This window comes from Duganella sp. P38 (genome assembly GCF_050859475.1).
GTDB lineage: Bacteria > Pseudomonadota > Gammaproteobacteria > Burkholderiales > Burkholderiaceae_D > Rugamonas.
Genome location: NZ_CP193936.1, coordinates 1,032,306 through 1,049,980 on the forward strand (window position 1 = coordinate 1,032,306; position 17,675 = coordinate 1,049,980).

Here is a 17,675-nt window from a genome sequence, read left to right on the forward strand (position 1 = left end):
CGCCGCCATTCCCGCGCGGGCGGCGATCCATGGCGCCCATCCGAGGGCAAGCGCCGGCGCGGAAACGACATCGCCTAACCGAGCGGCGCGACACCGTTGCCCATGCGGCCCTGGCGTGGGCGCAGCTCGGGGCGCGAGGCGGCATCATCATCATCCTGCGCCAGGAACTTGCTGCCGATCTCAAACCACTCTTCGCTGGAGATCACCTTCTGCGCCAGCGGCAGCAATTCCTGCTCCTCCTTATCGAGGCGCTTGAGCAGATTCTGGCAATACAAATCGATGGTCTTGCACAGGAACTTGCCTTGCGAAGCGCTGCGGCGCATGGCGCGGCGCAGACAGCGGTAGACGGCGTTGAGCATGGCACTGCCGCGCTGGCTCAATGATTCCAGGTCGTTGATCAGCGGCGTGCAATTGGGCTCGGCCGCGCGGACGGCCGGCATCAGGCAGGCCTCGACCTTGCGCTGGTGGCGCGCCTCGGCAAAGCTGGTCAGCTGTTTCAACTGCGATTCAATGAACACAGGATCGATTTCCTGCGGGCGGCGCGCGATCGACTGCACGTATTGCAGCAGACGCGAAATGAAGTGGCGTTCTTTTTTTGCTCGATAGACAGGGTCAACAAGACATAGGTGGCAGTAAGCATAGCGTTTCCCGTATTTCACGTGACTTCGGCTGCGCGGAGGTCGTCGCAGAGGAGCCGCCGCGCCCGAGGTGAAACGCTACCTTAGCGCGATAAACGGGCTCATACAACGCCGATTTACAATTGTTCACAACTGCTTGTGAGGCAATACAAGGCGAAGCATTACCGGCGGGGAAAACGAATTGCAAGCGGGTCAAGCCGGCAGGAACCCGCGCTATTGCACCTGGCTGAGTAAAAGATTATGCCCGCAATCTGCCGCCGCCAACACAAAAATTTTTCTATCGAGGCCATCAATCGGGGTCAGGTCTGACAAACGCACACGGGCTCAACTGCGCAGCAGTCGAGCCCGTGTGCGTTTGTCAGACCTCGTATATTGAGCATACCGCCCCATCATCGGATAAAGTGACGGAGGTGGTCAGGCAGGGTGATGCCGATCAGAATTTGGGCCATTGAGCCCGTGGGTCAGATTGGTGCCCCTGCCTGTTTCATTTTAAAAGTCCGAACGGTATCTTGGGTCATCGCCTCGCGCGTAAGCCCGCATACGAGAGAGGTCAAAAATGGATAGCTCAACAGCAATCGTGGGGATCGATGTCGGCAAGAAAAAGCTCGACGTGGCCCTGCTAGTGAACGGCAAGATCAAGAGCAAGGTCATAGATAACTCTGCCGCAGGCCATCAGGTGCTCTTGGAATGGCTGGACAAGACCAAGTTACCCAAGGCGGCATTACGGGTCTGCATGGAAGCGACCGGTGTGTATTTCGAGGAGGTGGCGACCACGCTTTATGATGCCGGGCTTGCCGTGAGCGTAGTCAATCCGGGCTGCATCAAGGGCTTTGGCCAGAGCGAGAACCTGCGCAATAAAACCGACAAGGCGGACGCAGCATTGATCGCACGTTACTGCGCGGCGATGGCGCCGGCAACGTGGGCGCCCGCTCCGCTGGAGCAACGTCAGTTGCGTGCGTGGTCGCAGCGGATACTGGCTCTGAAGGATATGCGCCAGCAGGAACGCAACCGGCTGGAAAGCTATGAGGCCAGCGGCATGGGCGAGGTGGCTGAGCACGCGCGCTTGCTTATTGCCTGGTTTGACACCGAGATCAAGCAACTGGAAGACGACGTGGATGACCACATCGACCGCCATCCCGGCCTCAAGCACGACGCGCAGCTCATCACCAGTATTCCAGGCATTGGTAACACCACCGCAGCTCGCATCTTAGGCCAGTTGGGCGACATTCGGCGCTTCGGCAACGCGAAGGCCTTGGCGGCATTTCTCGGCGTGACGCCACGCCAGCGCAGCTCAGGAACCTCGCTTCGGGGGCGCACCACCATCAGCCGCAAGGGCAGCACCTCAATGCGCGCCGCGCTTTATATGCCCGGCATGGTGGCAAGCCGCCACAACCCGCTACTACACCAGTTTGCCCAGCGCCTGGCGAATAATGGCATGGCGAAAAAAGCCGTGATCGGCGCCGTGATGCATAAGCTCGTGCATCTCATCTACGGTGTCATTCGTACCGGCAAGCCCTTTGACGCCAATTACCTTTCAAAAGGGCTTGCCATTCAAGACGGTATCTGACCCCGGGTTTAGCCGAGGTAGGCGGCGCGCGGGGCGGCGAAGCTGGCGCGCACTTGCTGCGAGACCTGGTCGGTCAGCACTTCGTCTTGGTTCGCTTCGAGCGCGCTGACGATGGCTTGGGCGATCACCGCCGGCGACGATTTGGGCGCGTCGACGCCAGCCGTCATGTCGGTGTCCATATAGCCCATGTGCGCGCCCAGCACTTGCGTGCCTTGCACCCACAGTTCACCGCGCAGGCCGTTGGTCAGCGCCCATGCGGCCGCTTTCGAGGCGCTGTAGGTGCCGGTCGTGGGGAAGCTGGCCCAGCTCAGCGCCGACAGGATGTTGATGATGGCGCCGCCGCCGTTGCGGCCCAGTACCGGCGCGAACGCGTGGCTCAGCGCCAGCGGCGCGAAGAAGTTGGTTTCGAATTCGGCCCGCGCGGCGCTCAGCGCCTCCGGTCCGGTGACGCCGCCCACCACGTGGATGCCGGCGTTGTTGATCAGGATCGTCAAGTCGGGAATGGCTTGCACCACGGCGGCGATGTCGGCCGCGTTGGTGACGTCCAGCTTGATCGGCGTGGCGCCGGCGACATCGACCGTCTCAGGCTTGCGGGCGGCGGCGTAGACGGTGCGCGCGCCGGCTTTGACGGCCGCTTCGGCCAGCGCTTTGCCCAGACCACGGTTGGCGCCGGTGACGAGGACGACGGAGTCTTTGAAGTTCATGATGTTTCCTTTCAAGGGTGAGGTTAAACTACAATATGACCGGTCGTCTTAAAAACGGCCGAAAAAAATCAGTGCAACAGGCGATCCAGCACCACGCGGGCGAAACGTTCCAGCGGCGCGCGGCTCTGCTCGGCCTTGGCGCGCAGCACCGCGCCTTGCCAGGCGTCGTCGACGAAGCCGGCCAGGTCGGCCGCCGCCAGCCCGGCGCCGATGCTGCCGTCCTGCTGGCCTTCGGCGATGACGGCCGCCAGCAGCGCGGTGGAGCCGCCGAAGGCCGCGCGCATGGCCGTGCGCATCGCTGGAATCTGGTTCGACAGTTCGGTGCTGAAGTTGCCCAGCATGCAGCCGAACTGGTAGTCGTTGGCGGCGTTGCCGGCGATCATGCGCTCGAAGTACTGTTGCAGGCGCTGGCGCGGCGCCAGCGCGCGGTCGCGCAGCACGGCCGCCAGTTCGCCCACGCCGTCGATGTAACGCTGTAATACTTCCAGTCCCAGCGCTTCCTTGCTGGTGAAGTGGTTGTAGAACGAGCCTTTCGGTACACCGGCCGCGTCGGTGATGTCCTGCACGCTGGTGGCGTTGAAGCCTTTGCTGTGCAGCAACTGAACGCTGGCGGTGAGGATTTGCTCTTTGACGTTTGCTTTAGCCATGTATCCAATATGACCGGTCGTCTTAAATAAGTCAAGCTTTATTTGCGCGGCGGCCGGCGCGCTCCCGCCGCCGGCCCCGCGCGCGGTTCAGCGCGGCTCGCGGTACACCGGGTAGGTCCAGCTGGCGCGCTCGGCGTAGGGCGAACGCGCTTCCCACCATTGCAGGCGCGCCTGCCGGCTGGCCGCCAGCGCCGGGTCTTTGGCCAGGGCGTCGAGGAATTCGGCGCGCAACTTGGGCTGGCTGGCCATCATTTGCTCGGCCAGCGGCGCCAGCAGGTGTTTCGGCAGCCGCCATTCCGGCGCCAGCGCCTGGTCAAAGCGGCCGCTGGCGAGGAAGCCGTCGTCGCTTTCCGCTTCCAGCAGCGCGGCGGCCAGCAGGTGGTAGGCTGCGCCGCCGGAATGCGCACCGAGCCGGGCGGCAGCGTGACGCGCTGGAACGCCGTGGCGCCGCTGCGCTCCTTGCCGGACGCCAGCCGCGTCGCTTCCAGCGTCAGCGTGCGCGGCGCGTCGCTGGCTTCCATGCGGATGCCGTGCGCGCGCAGCGCCGCGATCAGGTCCTGGTGCTCGGCGCTGATCCACCACGCCCGCGGCAGCGCCACTTCGCGCGTGGAACGCACGCCGTACATCGGCAGTTGCTGGTCCTGCGGCGCGCCGGTCCAGCGCAGCTCGTGCGCGCCGGACACCGGCGACACCACGCTGTCGTAGCGGTAGCCTTTGAAGTTGACGGTGCGCAGCGGTACGGTTTCTCGCTCCCAGCGCACCATCAGGCTGTCCGGCTGCGCGGCGCGGTCGCGCGCCTTGGCGGCGGCGATGCGCGCGTGGTCGCGCCCGACCGTTTTCAGCGATTGCTCCAGCAGCACGTAGGTGCCCAGCACGCGCTGCTTGTAGGGCTTCAGGACGTGGTTTTCCACCAGCACCGTCGGCATGCCGATGAAGTCGCCATAGCCGGTCGAGTAGCGCGGTCCCTCGGCGCTGATGCGCAGGCCCTGGGCCGGCGCGTCCGGATCGATCCAGCTTGGATAGATCAGCGGCAGGTGGCCTTGGCCGGCGAGCGCGCCGCCGACGTCGTCATGGTAGGCCGTCATCAGCCATTGCGCGGTGGCCGGCGAGCGCGCATATGTGCCCCAGCCGGCAAAAGTGTAGGTGATGTCGTATTGGTAGTCGGCGCCGTCGCTGACGTGGACGTCGATGTACAGCGCCGGGTCGAATTGCTGCAGCAGCCGGACCACCGCCGCGATCTCCGGCGATTGCAGGCGCGCGTAGTCGCGGTTCAGGTCCAGCCCCTGGCCGTTGGTGCGGCTGCCCTTGCGCAGCGGGCCGCGCTGCACCGGCCGTCCGATTTCGCTGGCGTTTTCGTGGGCGTCGACATTCAGGATGGGGATGAACACCAGGTCGACCTGGTCGAGCAGATCGTCGCGGCCGCGGAAGGCGATATCGCGCAGCAGCATCAGGCCGGCGTCCTTGCCGTCGATTTCACCGGCGTGTATGCCGGCCTGCACCAGCACCACCGGCTTGCCGGCGGCGCCCGGCTTGCTGGCGCGCGCGTACAGCAGCGGACGCCCCTGGTAGGAGGCGCCGAACTGCTGCACGCTGATCTTGTCGGAGGCTGCGGCCAGCGCGCGCAGGTAGGCCACGGTGGCGGCGTAGTCGGGCGAGGAGGTGAAGCCGGACTGCTCGGCCGGCGTGATCCAGCGCGCGTCGGCCGGGGCGATCAGTTGTTCGCTGGCGCCGTGCCAGGCGGCGGCGGGTGGCAGGAGGTCGAAGGCGCCGGCACTGGCGCTGACCACGGCAAAAAACAGGGCGGAATAAGTCTTCATACGCAACTATGTTGCATTAATGGACCGGATTATGCAAGCCTAAAGTAGCGTAAAGTAACAATTTCCTGCCGATATGCCGCTGCGGGCGGCGCTCTTGGTATGATCTGCGATGCCCGGCCACAAGCCGGTATTTTTCTTATAACATCGGAGAGATCGAATGAGATTCCCCCTGCTGCTGCTGGGTACCGCTATCGCGGCCAGCGCCACGGCCGCGCCGCGCGGCTTTACCGTAGAAGACCTGGTCAAGATGGAGCGCGTCGGCAATCCGGTGCTGTCGCCGGACGCCACCCGCGTGGTGTACACCGTGCGCACCACCGACCTGGACAAGAACCGTGGCAATACCCAGCTGTACCTGCTGGACCTGCGCCATCCGAAGGCCGCGCCGGTGCGCCTGACCCAGGCCGCCGCCAGCAGCAGCGAGCCGGCATGGTCGCCGAACGGCGATGCGATCTACTTCCTGTCCGGCCGCTCGGGCTCGTCGCAGGTGTGGCGCCTGCCGCTGGGCGGCGGCGAGGCGGCCAGGGTCACCGACCTGCCGCTCGACGTCGACAGCTTCCGCCTGTCGCCGCAGGGCGACCGCCTGCTGTTCAGCATGGCCGTGTACCGCGATTGCGCCGACCTCGCGTGCAGCAAGCAGCGCCTCGACGACAACGCCAAGGTCAAGGCCAGCGGCAAGGTGTACGACAAGCTGTTCGTGCGCCACTGGGATACCTGGAACGACGGCCGCAACAACGTGCTGTACTCGGCGCCGATCGATAGCAGCGGCAAGGTCAGCGCGCAGCCGGTCAGCCTGAGCGGTTCGCTCGATGGCGACGCGCCGTCCAAGCCGTTCGGCGACAACGGCGAGTACCAGTTCAGCCCGGACGGCAAGACGGTGGCGTTCTCGCTGCGCATTGCCGGCCGCACCGAGGCGTGGTCGACCAACTTCGACGTCTACACCGTGCCGGCCACCGGCGGCACGCCCAGCAACCTGAGCGCCGACAACCAGGCCTGGGACGCCAAGGCGATCTATTCGCCGGACGGCAAAACGCTGGCCTATGTGGCGATGGACAAGCCGACCTTCGAGGCCGACCGCTTCCACCTGGTGCTGGTCGATGTGGCCACCGGCAAGAAGCGCACCGTCGCTGACAGCTGGGACCGCTCGATCGCCGACTACCGCTGGACGCCCGACAGCAAGGCCATCCTGGCCACCGCCGACGATATCGGCCAGCATCCGCTGTTCTCGATCGACGCCGCCAGCGGCAAGGTCAGCAGGCTGACCGGCAAGGGTTATGTGGCCGGCTTCGACGTCGCCAGGGACACCGTGGTGATCGCGCAGGCCAGCCTGTCGTCGGGCGCGCAGTTGTACAAGTTCAAGCTGGGCGGCGCTGGCGCCGGCGAGAAGGCCGAGCAGCTGACCAGGCTGAACGCAGCGGCGCTGGCCGACGTCAAGTTCGGCGAGTACGAGCAGTTCTCGTTTACCGGCGCCAACGGCGAAACCGTCTACGGCCACGTGATGAAGCCATGGAACGCCCAGCCGGGCCAGAAGTATCCGGTGGCCTTCCTGGTGCACGGCGGCCCGCAGGGCAGCTTCGGCAATTCGTGGAGCTATCGCTGGAATCCGCAGGTGTACGCCGGCGCCGGCTACGCGACCGTGTTCATCGATTTCCACGGCTCGACCGGCTACGGCCAGAAGTTCACCGATTCGATCAGCGGCGACTGGGGCGGCAAGCCGCTGGAAGACCTGCAAAAAGGCCTGGCCGCGGCGGTGCAGAAATTCCCGTGGCTGGACCGCGAGAACAGCTGCGCGCTGGGCGCCTCGTATGGCGGCTACATGATGAACTGGATTCAGGGTAACTGGTCCGACGGCTTCAAGTGCATCGTCAACCACGACGGCGTGTTCGACACGCGCGGCATGGCCTACTCGACCGAAGAGATCTGGTTCACCGAGTGGGAAAACGGCGGCCCGTACTACGACGTGCCGGAGAACCACGAGAAGTTCAATCCGGCGCTGAAGGTGAAGAACTGGAAGACGCCGATGCTGGTGGTGCAGGGCGACCTCGACTTCCGCATTCCGACCGCCCAGGGCCTGAGCGCCTTCACCGCGCTGCAGCGTCGCGGCATTCCGAGCAAGTTCCTGTTCTTCCCGGACGAGAACCACTGGGTGCTGAAGCCGGCCAACTCGGTGCTGTGGCACCACACCGTGATCGATTGGCTCGATACCTACACCAAGAAAAATAACCGGTCGTCCCCGCGCAGGCGGGGACCCATGCTGAGTATGGATTCCCGCCCGCGCGGGAATGACGACGACTTCGGAGATACAATGAAAAAATACCTGATCGCCGGTGCGGTAGCGCTGGCCTTTGGCGGCATGGCGCACGCTGCCGATGTCGCGCCGCGCGCCGACAACGCCTACCTGTCGCAAGCCGACGCCGCCGCCCGTTCGGCGCGCGTCAGCAACGTCGACTACACGCTGGAATTCGCGCTGACCGGCAAGGAAAGCTTCAGCGGCACCACCACGCTGAGCTTCGACCTGAGCGACGCCGCGCAGCCGCTGACCATCGACCTCGACAAGGCCACCATCGCCAGCCTGAGCGTCAACGGCAAGAGCGTCACGCCGCAGTACAACAACTGGTTCATCACGCTGGCCGCCGCCGACCTGAAGGCCGGCCGCAACACCGTCACCATCGCCTACAGCCGCCTGCACAGCACCAACGGCGAAGGCCTGCACCGCATGGTCGACCCGGTCGACGGCCGCGTCTACACCTACTCGCACTTCGAGCCGGCCGCCGCGCACCAGATGTTCCCGGTGTTCGACCAGCCCGACCTGAAGGGCACCTACCAGGTCACCGTCACCACGCCGGCCGACTGGGTGGTGTCGTCCACCATGCGCGAAAGCGGCGTGCAGGACGTCGACGGTGGCAAGAAATGGACCTTCCCGCGCTCGAAGAAACTCAGCCCGTACAACTTCTCGATGCACGCCGGCCCGTATAAAGTATGGGAAGACAACAGCGGCAAGTACCCGATGCGCCTGTTCGCGCGCCAGTCGGTGGCGGCGCAGGTGTCGCCGCAGGACTGGTTCCGCTACACCAAGCAGGGCCTGGCCTTCTTCGACGACTACTTCGGCATCCCTTACCAGTTCGAGAAGTACGACCAGCTGCTGGTGCCGGACTTCCTGTACGGTGCGATGGAAAATGCCGCCGCCATCACCTTCGCCGAAGGCCGCTTCCTGCACAAGGAAGAAATGACCGAGGCGCAGAAGCAGTCGCTGGCCGGCGTCATCATGCACGAGATGGCGCACCAGTGGTTCGGCGACCTGGTGACGATGAAATGGTGGAACGGCCTGTGGCTCAACGAAAGCTTCGCCTCCTTCATGGGCACGCTGGCGACCGCCGAGGCGACCGAGTTCAGCAACGCCTGGCAGAGCTTCTACTCGGGCGGCAAGCAGGCCGCCTATGTGCAGGACCAGCGCGTGACCACGCACGCGATCGAAACGCCGGTGCCGTCGACCGCCAATGCCTTCGACAACATCGACGCCATCACCTACTCGAAGGGCGCGTCGACGCTGAAGCAGCTGCGCCACCTGCTGGGCGAGGACGTGTTCCGCAAGGGCGTGCACAACTACCTGGTCAAGTACCAGTACCAGAACGCCACGCTGGACAACTTCATCGGCAGCCTCGGCGAGGCGGCCGGCCGCGACCTGAGCGGCTGGACCAAGGAGTGGTTGTACGAAGCCGGCGTCAACACCATCGCCGCCGACTTCAGCTGCAGCGGCGGCAAGGTGTCGTCGTTCACGCTGCGCCAGAGCGCGCCGAGCAAGGAGCTGCCGACGCTGCGCGAACAGCGCGTGCAGGTCGGCCTGTTCCAGCTGGGCGCGCAAGGGCTGGCGCTGAGCAAGAACGTCGCCGTCACCTACAAGGGCGCGGCCACCGCCGTGCCGGAGCTGAAGGGCGCCGCCTGCCCGGACCTGGTCTATCCGAACTATCAGGACTGGGGCTTCGCGCAGGTGCAGCTGGATAAAAAATCCTTCGCCACCGCGCAATCGAGCCTGAGCAAGGTCGACGATCCGCTGCTGCGCGCGATGCTGTGGCAAAGCCTGTGGGATGGCGTGCGTTCGGCCAAGCTGCCGCTCAACGACTTCCTGAAGACCGTGCTGGCCAACGCGCCGGCCGAGAAGGACTACACGCTGCTGGGCGATATCGTCGAGAAGGTGCAGGCCTCGTCGGGCTATCTGAACCTGATGGGCCCGTCGGCCTACAGCACCAAGGTCGGCGCGCAACTGGAGCAGATGGCGTTTGACGCGTCCAGGGCGGCCAGCGACAAGAACTTCCAGCGCCGCTGGTTCTCGACCTACATCAGCGTCGCCCGCAGCCCGGCGGCGCTGAAGCAGCTGGCCGACATCCTCGACGGCAAGCTGGTGGTGCCGGGGCTGAACGTGGGCCAGGACGTGCGCTGGGACATCATCCGCCGCCTGAACCGCTACGCCTATCCGGGCAGCGACCAGCTGCTGGCGGCCGAGCAGGAACGCGACAAGTCCGACAGCGGCCAGCAAGCGGCGATCGCCGCCACGGTGATCCGTCCGGACGCCAAGGTCAAGGCCGAGTGGGCGGCAACCATCGCCGACCTGAAGACCAAGCTGCCGTTCTCGAAGATCCGCACCGCCATGGGCAGCATGTTCCCGGCCGAGCAAGGCGCGCTGAACGAGCAGAGCGCCGCGCAACGCCTGGCCACGCTGGGCGAGGTGGACAAGGCCGCCGGTCCGGTCTACATGCGCGCCTACGCGGCCACGCACATTCCGGCGGCGTGCACGCCGGCCAGCGTGGCGCGCCTCGACGCCGCCATCGCCCGGCTCAAGGGCCTGTCGACCGGCACCGAGCGCGCGTTGCTGGTGACGCGTCAGGAAGATGAGCGCTGCGTCGCCATCAAGAAGGCGATGACCGCGCACTAAGCCGCGCGCCGTTCAGCCTTGCCAGCCAGCCGCTCACCCGGCTGGCTTTTTTATTTGCTGGTCGGCTGGCCGGGGCTGGCGGAGGAAGTGCCGTTGAGCACGCATTTGCCGGCACGGCAGCTGGCGCCGGGATCGCTGATCAGGCTGCACACCGACACCATGCCCTGGCGCTGGTCTTCCTCGCGGCGGCTGGCGGCATGCTCGGCCACCAGCGCCTTGAGCTGCGCGCCATCGCTGTTCCTGCTCGACCAGGCCAGATAGTTTTCCGGCCCGCCGCAGGCGCGCGAGCCGACGCCGATGCTGTGGCACTGGCTGCCGTTGTCGCAGCCCAGGTCGGCGTTGGCGTCGACGATGCGCTGCCACAGCGCGCCGTTGCTGTTGTCTTGCTGAATCTGCGGTGGCGGCGGCGCATCGGCCGGGGCCGGCGCGCGCGCGCCGGCGCAGCCGGTGAGGATCAGCAGGCTGGCCGCCGCCAGCCGCACGGAGCGGGAGATATTTTTCATGGTGTCGTCACTGGTTCTTGTAGTCTGGCCTTGCGCGCCGCGCCGTCCGGGCCGAACAGGATGGTGAATTCGGCCGGCGGATCGCCGCTGCGCCGCGCCGGGTAAGTGTAGCGCCACATCTGGTAGCCGCTGTCGAAGCTTACTACTTTTGCCGGGCCGAGGCGCTTTTGCATCAGGCCGGTGCGATGGTAGCCGGCCGCGATGGCGGTGTCGTCCGGGCCGGGCGGGCTGTCCATGTCCTCGAACGACAGCAGCGTGTCGTCGGACCAGCTGCGGTCCCAGATGGGCGCGTAGTAGCTGCGGTCGAGCAGCACCTGGCAGTCGCAGAAGGGCAGGGTGGACGGCGTTTGCGTGCCGCCGGCGTACAGCGCGTTGAACGGCAATGGCGCCCGGCGTTCGCCGTCGCGCAGCGTGATGGCGTACACCGGGCGCTCGGCGAAGAACAGGTAGTTGCCGTCGGCATTGTTGCAGACGCGCTCAGGACTGGTGAACAGCTCGCCCAGCCAGGCGAACATCTGGGCGTTGTTGGACAGCAGGCCGGCTGCGACGCCGACCATGCATTCGAGCCGCAGGTCGCCGAGCCGGCGCATGCCCTCGGGCACATTCGGACTGCGCACCTGCGCGCGCCAGGTCAGTGTGCTGGTCTTGCGGCTGGCGATCAGGGCGGCGTCTTCCTGCGCCGCCTGCTGGTTGCGCTCCAGCGTGAACGTGTGGTCGGGCGCCACCGTCACCGGCAGCGAGACGCTGTCGCCGGCCACGCGTAGCGTGATGCCGTCCAGCTGCGTGCTCGGCAGGCGCGGCAGCAGCTGGAAGCGCAAGGTGGCCTGCGGCGCCAGCGCGTGATTGCGCTCGAAAATGTCCATGCCCGCCAGCATCTTGCGGTAGGACTTGTCGACCGGGTCGCGCGTGGCAGCGACGGTGACGCTGGGCGCGCTTTGCGCGGCGGCCGTCGCCGGCAATGCGGCCGCCATCAGCGCGGCGGCGATGATGATCAGTTTATCCATGATGGCCTAGCGTAAATCATCACGCCCTCTGGCGGCGCACAGCTGGCTCAGGCGCGCTGCTGCTGCCCGATCCAGCGCAGCAGCTCGCGGCCGAACACGCGCGTGCGTGCGGTGTCGACCTGGCGCTGCTTGTAGGCCTCGTGGCTGGCCGGGCCGCTCAGGCTGCGCTGGTAGCTGGCCTCGTCCAGCAGCTGGATTTCGTACTCGAAGAAAAAGCTCACGTCGTAATCCTGCTCGGGCATCGCGTCCAGCTGCTGCACGTGGATCATCTTGCGCACCGTCACCTGCATGCTGTTGAAGCCGCTGCCGCTGTGCGGATTGTCGCAGCGCGTCTGCGGCTGGGCGATCTCGGCCAGTTCGGCGTCCATCTGCCGCAGCAGGTCCAGCGGATAGGTCTTGCTGTGTTCGAGCTGCGCGCGGTGCTTGCAGAACACCTGCTTGGCCGCGTCCAGGTCGAGCAGGGTGTTGCGTGTGCGCCCGGCGTCCACATTGGTCACCGACAGCAGGTGGGCGCGCTGCAAGGTGCGCAAGGCCAGCAGGCATTCGCAGCGGGTGGCGAACACCAGCCGCACGCCGAGATGGTCGAAGATGTCGGCCGCCAGGTAGGCCGCCTTTTGCAGCAGCTTGAGCAGAATGCTGTTGCGGCCCTTGTTGTCCTTGCGGTCGTAATGCAGCAGCGGCAGGCAGATCTCGCCGTCGGTCAGGAAGTGGCGCTGGCCATCGTGGCGGATCACCTCGTCCAGAGAACCGAACACCTGCGCGCGGATGGCGTGGAAGTGGCGCAGCTTCAGGTTGTTGTCGATGTAAAAGATACCGTGCATGACCTTCAGCACCGCGCAGGCCCACATGCGGCGCGCATCGGCCAGCTGCCCGCGCTGCGAGGCGTAGACCAGCAATTGCAGCACTTCATCGGGCTCGGCCACCTCGGGCGGGATCAGTCCGGCTTCGGCGGGGGCCAGGAACGTGTCGCGGATAAAGGCCACCGCCTCCGCGTGGGCGCGGCGCAGCAGCGCCGGCGTGGCCGGCTGGTCCAGGTCGAAGCCGTACTCGCGCGCAAACTGGCGCGCATCATGCAAGTTGCGCAGGGCCAGCCCGTCCAGGTCGATGGCCGAGACGCCGTTGGCGATGGCGTTCAGATAGGTCCAGTTCAACGACAGCTTGTCGCCGCTCTTGAGCGAGGCGTGCAAATCACTCATGCCCAGGGTCTCCTGTTGGCGTATAGAACTATCATACCGCCTTTGCCGGGGTCACGAAACGGTCATAAACAGCGCGTATGCTGGGCCGCGTGCGCGCCGCGTGCGCGTCTCTGTATTAGGACCTTCCATGACCATCGCCTATACCGACGTCAACGATTCCCTGCGCCGCGTGGCCCTGTCGGGCCGCCTCGACATCGCCGGCACCGACGCTATCTCCCTGCAATTCGCGGCGCTGACCGCCTCGGCCCGGCAGCGCGCCGTGGTCGACCTGAGCGCCGTCGATTTCCTGGCCTCGATCGGTATCCGCGCGATTGTTGCCAACGCCCGCGCCATGCAGCAGCGCGGCTCGCGCATGGTGCTGTTCGTCGGCGACAACGGCCCGGTGGCCAGGACGCTGTCGACCACCGGCATCGATGCCGTGATCCCGATGTTCAGCGACCTGGCGCAGGCCGACGAGGCGGCGCTGGCTTGAGCCAGCCCGTCCACAGCGCCGCGCTGGCGTTGCCGGCGCAAGTGGCCGGGCTGCGCGTCGCGGCGGCCTGGCTGCACGCCGAGTGTGCGCGCTCGGTATCGGTTCCCGCCTGCGCGGGAACGACGAGTTTGGCTCCCGCGCTGCCGGACGAGGCCGTCGCCCGCCTCGATCTGTGCCTGCACGAGGCGCTGGCCAATATTCTCGACCATAGCGGCCTGCCGGCCGGCGCCGAGGTGCGGCTGCGTTTGCAGCTGCGCGAGCGCAGCGCCACCCTGACGGTGAGCGACGGCGGCCAGCCCTATGACCTGACGCGGGCGGCCGTGCCGGCGCGTCCGCTGACCTTGGCTGAAACCGAACCCGGCGGCCTCGGCGTGCTGATGCTGCGCGCCCAGTCCGACCAGCTGGACTACGAACACCGCGACGGCTGCAACCACCTGCACATCACCGTGCGCTGGGGCGGCGCGTGACCGGCTCCGGCATCACGCGCAGGCCGTTCCGCCGCAGCGGCCAGCGCCGCCACGGCCTCGACCATTTGCTGGGCGGCCATCACCGCGACAGCCGCCAGGTCGAGCGCCGGCGCGAGGGCATGGACTGGATCGGCCTGTTCCGCCAGGCCAGCGCCGATGCGGTGGACGCCGCGCTGGCCGAGGCCGAGGTGCTGGACCTGCCGGCCGGCGCGCCCTTGTTGCAGCATGGCGAGATCAACCACTGCGTCTACATTCTGCTGTCGGGCTTGCTGGAAGTGCGGCTTGACGGCGCGGCGGGCGGCGGCGTGCTTACCGTCGCGCCGGGCGAGCTGATCGGCGAACTGTCGGCCATCGAGGGCGAGCCGGTGGCCGCGCAGGTGCTGGCGCGCGAGCCATCGCAGGTGCTGCAACTGTCGCGCGATCTGTTCTGGCAAAAACTGATGGCCCTGCCCGGCGTCGCCAGCAACCTGATGACCACGCTGACCGGGCGCATGCGCCGTTCCAACGAGGCGGCCCTGCAGGCGCAGCGCACGGCGCTGGAGTTGCAGCATTTGCGCAAGGAGCTGGACATCGCGCGCCAGTTACAGGTCAGCATGTTGCCGTTGCAGCGGCCGCTGTTTCCGGAGCGCGCCGACCTGCACGCGTGCGGCCTGATGGAGCCGGCCTCGCACGTCGGCGGCGACCTGTTCGACGCTTTTTTCATCGACGACCATCTGCTGTTCATCTGCATCGGCGATGTGTCCGGCCATGGCGTGGCGGCGGCGCTGTTCATGGCGCGCGCGATCGGCCTGCTGCGCGTGCTGGCGATGAGCATCACCGAACCGGCGCTGTTGCTGGCCGCGCTCAATGACCGGCTGTGCGCCGGCAACGATACCAATCTGTTCGTCACGCTGTTCTGCGGCTTCCTCGACCTCGATACCGGCCTGCTGCGCTATTCGAATGGCGGCCATTGTCCGCCGATGCTGCTGGTGGACGGCGTCGCCAGCCTGCTGCCGATTCCCAGGGGCGTGCTGGTCGGCGCCTTTCCCGGTCTGGTGTTTGGCGCCATGCAGACCGTGCTGGCGCCCGGCGCCACGCTGCTGTGCTACACGGACGGCGTGACCGAGGCGGCCAACGGCGCGGGCGTCGAGTTTTCCGAGCAGCGCTGCTTGCAGCTGCTGGCGCAGTGGGGCCAGCGGCCGCTGCCGGAAGCGCTCGACCTGCTGCGGCTGGCGGTCAGCACCCACACCGGCCGGCCGCTGCTCGACGATGACTGCACCATGCTGGCGATCCGCCGGCCGCTGCCGCCATCGCCATGTTCCGCTTGATCTGGCGCGGCTGCGCGGGGTTGCAATAAGTTCTACAATATCCTGCAGATAACCACCTCGCGGAGCCTGCATGTCCTTTCTGATCGTTCTTGCTGCACTGGTATTCCTGATGCTGGCCGCGTATCGCGGCTACAGCGTGATCCTGTTTGCCCCGATAGCCGCGCTGGGCGCGGTGCTGCTGACCGATCCCGGCGCGGTGGCGCCGGTGTTCAGCGGCATCTTCATGGACAAGATGGTGGGCTTCGTCAAGCTGTACTTCCCGGTGTTTTTGCTGGGGGCGGTGTTTGGCAAACTGATCGAGTTGTCCGGGTTTTCCGAGTCGATTGTAGTGGCTGCCATCAAGTACATCGGCCGCTCGCGCGCCAATGCGGTGATCGTGCTGGTGTGTGCCTTGCTGACCTATGGCGGCGTGTCGCTGTTTGTGGTGGTGTTTGCCGTGTATCCGTTCGCGGCGGAGTTGTACAAGCAGAGCAATATTCCCAAGCGGCTGATGCCGGGGGCGATAGCGCTGGGCGCGTTTTCGTTCACCATGGATACCTTGCCGGGCACGCCGCAGATCCAGAACATCATTCCCACGACGTTCTTCAAAACGACCGGCTGGGCGGCGCCGTATCTGGGCGTGATCGGTTCGGTCGCCACGCTGGCCGCCGGCCTGGCGTTCCTCGAATGGCGCCGCCGCAGCGTGATGGCGAAGGGCGAGGGCTATGACGGCGCGGCAGCCGATGCTGCGGCAGCCGGCGCTGCGCCAGCGGCCGGCAAGGTGTCCGCCACCGGCGCGCCCACCGCAGTCCCGGCGCCCGCCGCCAGCACGCCGGCAAGTGCGGCAGCGGTCGCCGGCACAGCTGCCGCTACCGGCGCCCGGTCCGGCGCGCGGGCCGGAACGGGTGGCGCGGCGGCGAAGAGCGGCGTCGGGCTGCCGCATCCGCTGCTGTCGCTGGCGCCGCTGGTGATGGTTGGGGTGGCGAATTTCGCGCTGACCAAGCTGATTCCCGGCTGGTATGGCGACAGCTACGCGCTGACCGCCGACGCCTTGCCCGGCCTGCACGCGCCGGTCAATCTGGCCATCAAGCCGGTGATCGGCATCTGGGCGGTGGAAGGCGCGCTGTTGCTGGGCATCCTGCTGACCGTGGCCACCGCCTTCGGCCGTATCAAGGACGCCTTCGCCGAAGGCACCAAGGCCGCCGTCGGCGGCGCGCTGCTGGCGGCGATGAACACCGCCTCCGAATACGGCTTCGGCGGCGTCATCGCCGCGCTGCCGGGTTTTCTATCGGTCAGCAATGCGCTGCGCAGCGTGCCCGATCCGCTGGTCAACGCCGCCGTCTCGGTCACCGCGCTGGCCGGCATTACCGGCTCCGCCTCGGGCGGCATGAGCATCGCCCTGGCGGCCATGTCCGACCAGTTCATCAAGGCGGCCGAAGCCGCCAACATCCCGCTGGAAGTGATGCACCGCGTGGTTGCCATGGCCAGCGGCGGCATGGACACGCTGCCGCACAACGGCGCCGTCATCACGCTGCTGGCCGTTACCGGCCTGACGCACCGCCAGTCTTACCGCGACATCTTCGGCATCACCGTCATCAAGACGCTGGCGGTGTTCTTTGTGATCGCAGTTTACTATCTGACCGGGCTGGTTTGACGAGGGCCGGCGGATACTGCTTCTGGCACTTGGCGCAGAAGAAGCTGCGCCGCCGGGTCTTGCCCAGATGGGCTTTTTGGAAAGGAATATCGCAGCGCGGGCAGATGCGTTTGGTGTGCGCCAGCCAATGCTTCTTTAGCTCGAACGCCTTTTTCCAGCGCAGGAAATCGAAGGCGTACACGCGCATCTGCTCGACCAGCTCGCGCAGCTTGGCGGCCGGCAGCGCGCCGACCGTCGACAGCGGATGCACGCGGATGCGGAACAGCACCTCGTTCTTGAAGATATTGCCGGCGCCGGAAAAAATCTCCTGATCCAGCGTGGCGTCGCATACCAGCATATCCGGTTGCGCGCGCAGCTTTTTCAGCGCCAGCTTCGGGTCCCATTCGTCCGACATCACATCGGCGCACCAGTCGTACTGCGTGTCCAGATCGGGCGGCAGCGTCTTGACGGAACAGGTATAGAAATTGAACTCCTGGCCGTCGTCAAAGCCCAGGCTCAGGCGCGGCTCGGCGCCGTCCTTGCGTTCGTTGATGCGGTAACTGCCGAACATCAGCAGGTGGATGCGCAGCGCCAGGTCCGGCAGCCGGATCAGGAAATGCTTGCCCCAGCTGCGCACGGCCAGCACCTGTTGCCCGGCCAGCGCGTCGAAATCGACGGCCTTGGTGTTGCCGCTGGCATGCTTGATCGTGCGCCCGGCAAACCCGGCCGCTTCCTCGCGCATGATGACGATTGATGGTCCTTCCGGCATGACGCGCCTCCGCTGGAAAGCCTCCAGTGTGGCCACGCCGCGCAG

Annotated in this window: 15 protein-coding genes and 1 pseudogene; 7 read left to right on the plus strand and 9 right to left on the minus strand. The window is 66.3% G+C overall.

Annotated elements, in window-relative coordinates:
- Positions 1 to 74: 74 nt before the first annotated feature.
- Positions 75 to 557 carry a hypothetical protein gene (locus tag ACRQ5J_RS04680; RefSeq protein WP_432381412.1) on the minus strand — a complete coding sequence of 161 codons (483 nt, stop codon included), beginning with the start codon at positions 555 to 557 and terminating at the stop codon, positions 75 to 77.
- Between the two features lie 637 nt (positions 558 to 1,194).
- On the opposite strand from ACRQ5J_RS04680, the gene ACRQ5J_RS04685 reads away from it, so the two are divergent.
- Positions 1,195 to 2,205, plus strand: a complete 1,011-nt coding sequence (locus ACRQ5J_RS04685; RefSeq protein WP_432378393.1) for an IS110 family transposase — start codon at positions 1,195 to 1,197, stop codon at positions 2,203 to 2,205.
- Between the two features lie 8 nt (positions 2,206 to 2,213).
- Here ACRQ5J_RS04685 and ACRQ5J_RS04690 read toward each other — a convergent pair whose 3' ends face one another.
- The 4 genes from ACRQ5J_RS04690 to ACRQ5J_RS04705 all read right to left on the minus strand — a co-directional run bounded on the left by ACRQ5J_RS04690 (position 2,214) and on the right by ACRQ5J_RS04705 (position 5,373).
- Positions 2,214 to 2,909 (minus strand): SDR family oxidoreductase, encoded by a 696-nt coding sequence (locus ACRQ5J_RS04690; protein WP_432381413.1) that lies wholly within the window; start codon positions 2,907 to 2,909, stop codon positions 2,214 to 2,216.
- A 68-nt stretch (positions 2,910 to 2,977) separates the two neighbouring features.
- Positions 2,978 to 3,556 (minus strand): TetR/AcrR family transcriptional regulator, encoded by a 579-nt coding sequence (locus ACRQ5J_RS04695; protein ID WP_432381415.1) that lies wholly within the window; start codon positions 3,554 to 3,556, stop codon positions 2,978 to 2,980.
- Between the two features lie 87 nt (positions 3,557 to 3,643).
- Entirely contained in the window at positions 3,644 to 3,805 is a 162-nt protein-coding gene (locus tag ACRQ5J_RS04700) for a hypothetical protein (protein ID WP_432381417.1), read from the minus strand.
- On the minus strand, positions 3,805 to 5,373 hold the full coding sequence (locus ACRQ5J_RS04705) for a M14 family metallopeptidase (protein ID WP_432381419.1): 1,569 nt from the start codon (positions 5,371 to 5,373) through the stop codon (positions 3,805 to 3,807). Before ACRQ5J_RS04705 ends, ACRQ5J_RS04700 begins: the two co-directional genes overlap by 1 nt.
- A gap of 157 nt (positions 5,374 to 5,530) precedes the next feature.
- On the opposite strand from ACRQ5J_RS04705, the pseudogene ACRQ5J_RS04710 reads away from it, so the two are divergent.
- Both ACRQ5J_RS04710 and pepN read left to right on the plus strand, forming a co-directional pair.
- Positions 5,531 to 7,588: pseudogene (locus ACRQ5J_RS04710) on the plus strand (prolyl oligopeptidase family serine peptidase); the annotation flags it as partial.
- Positions 7,589 to 7,723: 135 nt separating this feature from the next.
- Positions 7,724 to 10,300 (plus strand): aminopeptidase N, encoded by a 2,577-nt coding sequence (pepN, locus tag ACRQ5J_RS04715; RefSeq protein ID WP_432383586.1) that lies wholly within the window; start codon positions 7,724 to 7,726, stop codon positions 10,298 to 10,300.
- A gap of 50 nt (positions 10,301 to 10,350) precedes the next feature.
- On the opposite strand, the gene ACRQ5J_RS04720 is transcribed toward pepN, so the two are convergent.
- Genes ACRQ5J_RS04720 through ACRQ5J_RS04730 form a run of 3 tightly spaced genes read right to left on the minus strand, consistent with a single transcriptional unit; the run spans position 10,351 to position 13,003 of the window.
- Positions 10,351 to 10,803, minus strand: a complete 453-nt coding sequence (locus ACRQ5J_RS04720; protein WP_432381421.1) for a hypothetical protein — start codon at positions 10,801 to 10,803, stop codon at positions 10,351 to 10,353.
- Positions 10,800 to 11,807 (minus strand): hypothetical protein, encoded by a 1,008-nt coding sequence (locus tag ACRQ5J_RS04725; protein WP_432381423.1) that lies wholly within the window; start codon positions 11,805 to 11,807, stop codon positions 10,800 to 10,802. Before ACRQ5J_RS04725 ends, ACRQ5J_RS04720 begins: the two co-directional genes overlap by 4 nt.
- A gap of 47 nt (positions 11,808 to 11,854) precedes the next feature.
- Positions 11,855 to 13,003 carry a TIGR04552 family protein gene (locus ACRQ5J_RS04730; protein WP_432381425.1) on the minus strand — a complete coding sequence of 383 codons (1,149 nt, stop codon included), beginning with the start codon at positions 13,001 to 13,003 and terminating at the stop codon, positions 11,855 to 11,857.
- Between the two features lie 127 nt (positions 13,004 to 13,130).
- Here ACRQ5J_RS04730 and ACRQ5J_RS04735 point away from each other — a divergent pair, with 127 nt between their 5' ends.
- The 4 genes from ACRQ5J_RS04735 (at position 13,131) to ACRQ5J_RS04750 (ending at position 16,882) form a co-directional block, all read left to right on the plus strand.
- On the plus strand, positions 13,131 to 13,475 hold the full coding sequence (locus tag ACRQ5J_RS04735) for an STAS domain-containing protein (RefSeq protein WP_432381426.1): 345 nt from the start codon (positions 13,131 to 13,133) through the stop codon (positions 13,473 to 13,475).
- Entirely contained in the window at positions 13,472 to 13,942 is a 471-nt protein-coding gene (locus ACRQ5J_RS04740) for an ATP-binding protein (RefSeq protein ID WP_432381427.1), read from the plus strand. The genes ACRQ5J_RS04735 and ACRQ5J_RS04740 overlap by 4 nt, the downstream gene beginning before the upstream one ends.
- Positions 13,939 to 15,249 carry a PP2C family protein-serine/threonine phosphatase gene (locus ACRQ5J_RS04745; protein WP_432381429.1) on the plus strand — a complete coding sequence of 437 codons (1,311 nt, stop codon included), beginning with the start codon at positions 13,939 to 13,941 and terminating at the stop codon, positions 15,247 to 15,249. Before ACRQ5J_RS04740 ends, ACRQ5J_RS04745 begins: the two co-directional genes overlap by 4 nt.
- Positions 15,250 to 15,319: 70 nt before the next feature.
- Positions 15,320 to 16,882 (plus strand): GntP family permease, encoded by a 1,563-nt coding sequence (locus ACRQ5J_RS04750; protein ID WP_432381431.1) that lies wholly within the window; start codon positions 15,320 to 15,322, stop codon positions 16,880 to 16,882.
- On the opposite strand, the gene ACRQ5J_RS04755 is transcribed toward ACRQ5J_RS04750, so the two are convergent.
- Complete coding sequence (locus ACRQ5J_RS04755) at positions 16,824 to 17,630, minus strand: DNA-formamidopyrimidine glycosylase family protein (RefSeq protein ID WP_432381433.1); 807 nt, start codon at positions 17,628 to 17,630, stop codon at positions 16,824 to 16,826. The genes ACRQ5J_RS04750 and ACRQ5J_RS04755 overlap by 59 nt on opposite strands.
- Between the last annotated feature and the right edge of the window lie 45 nt (positions 17,631 to 17,675).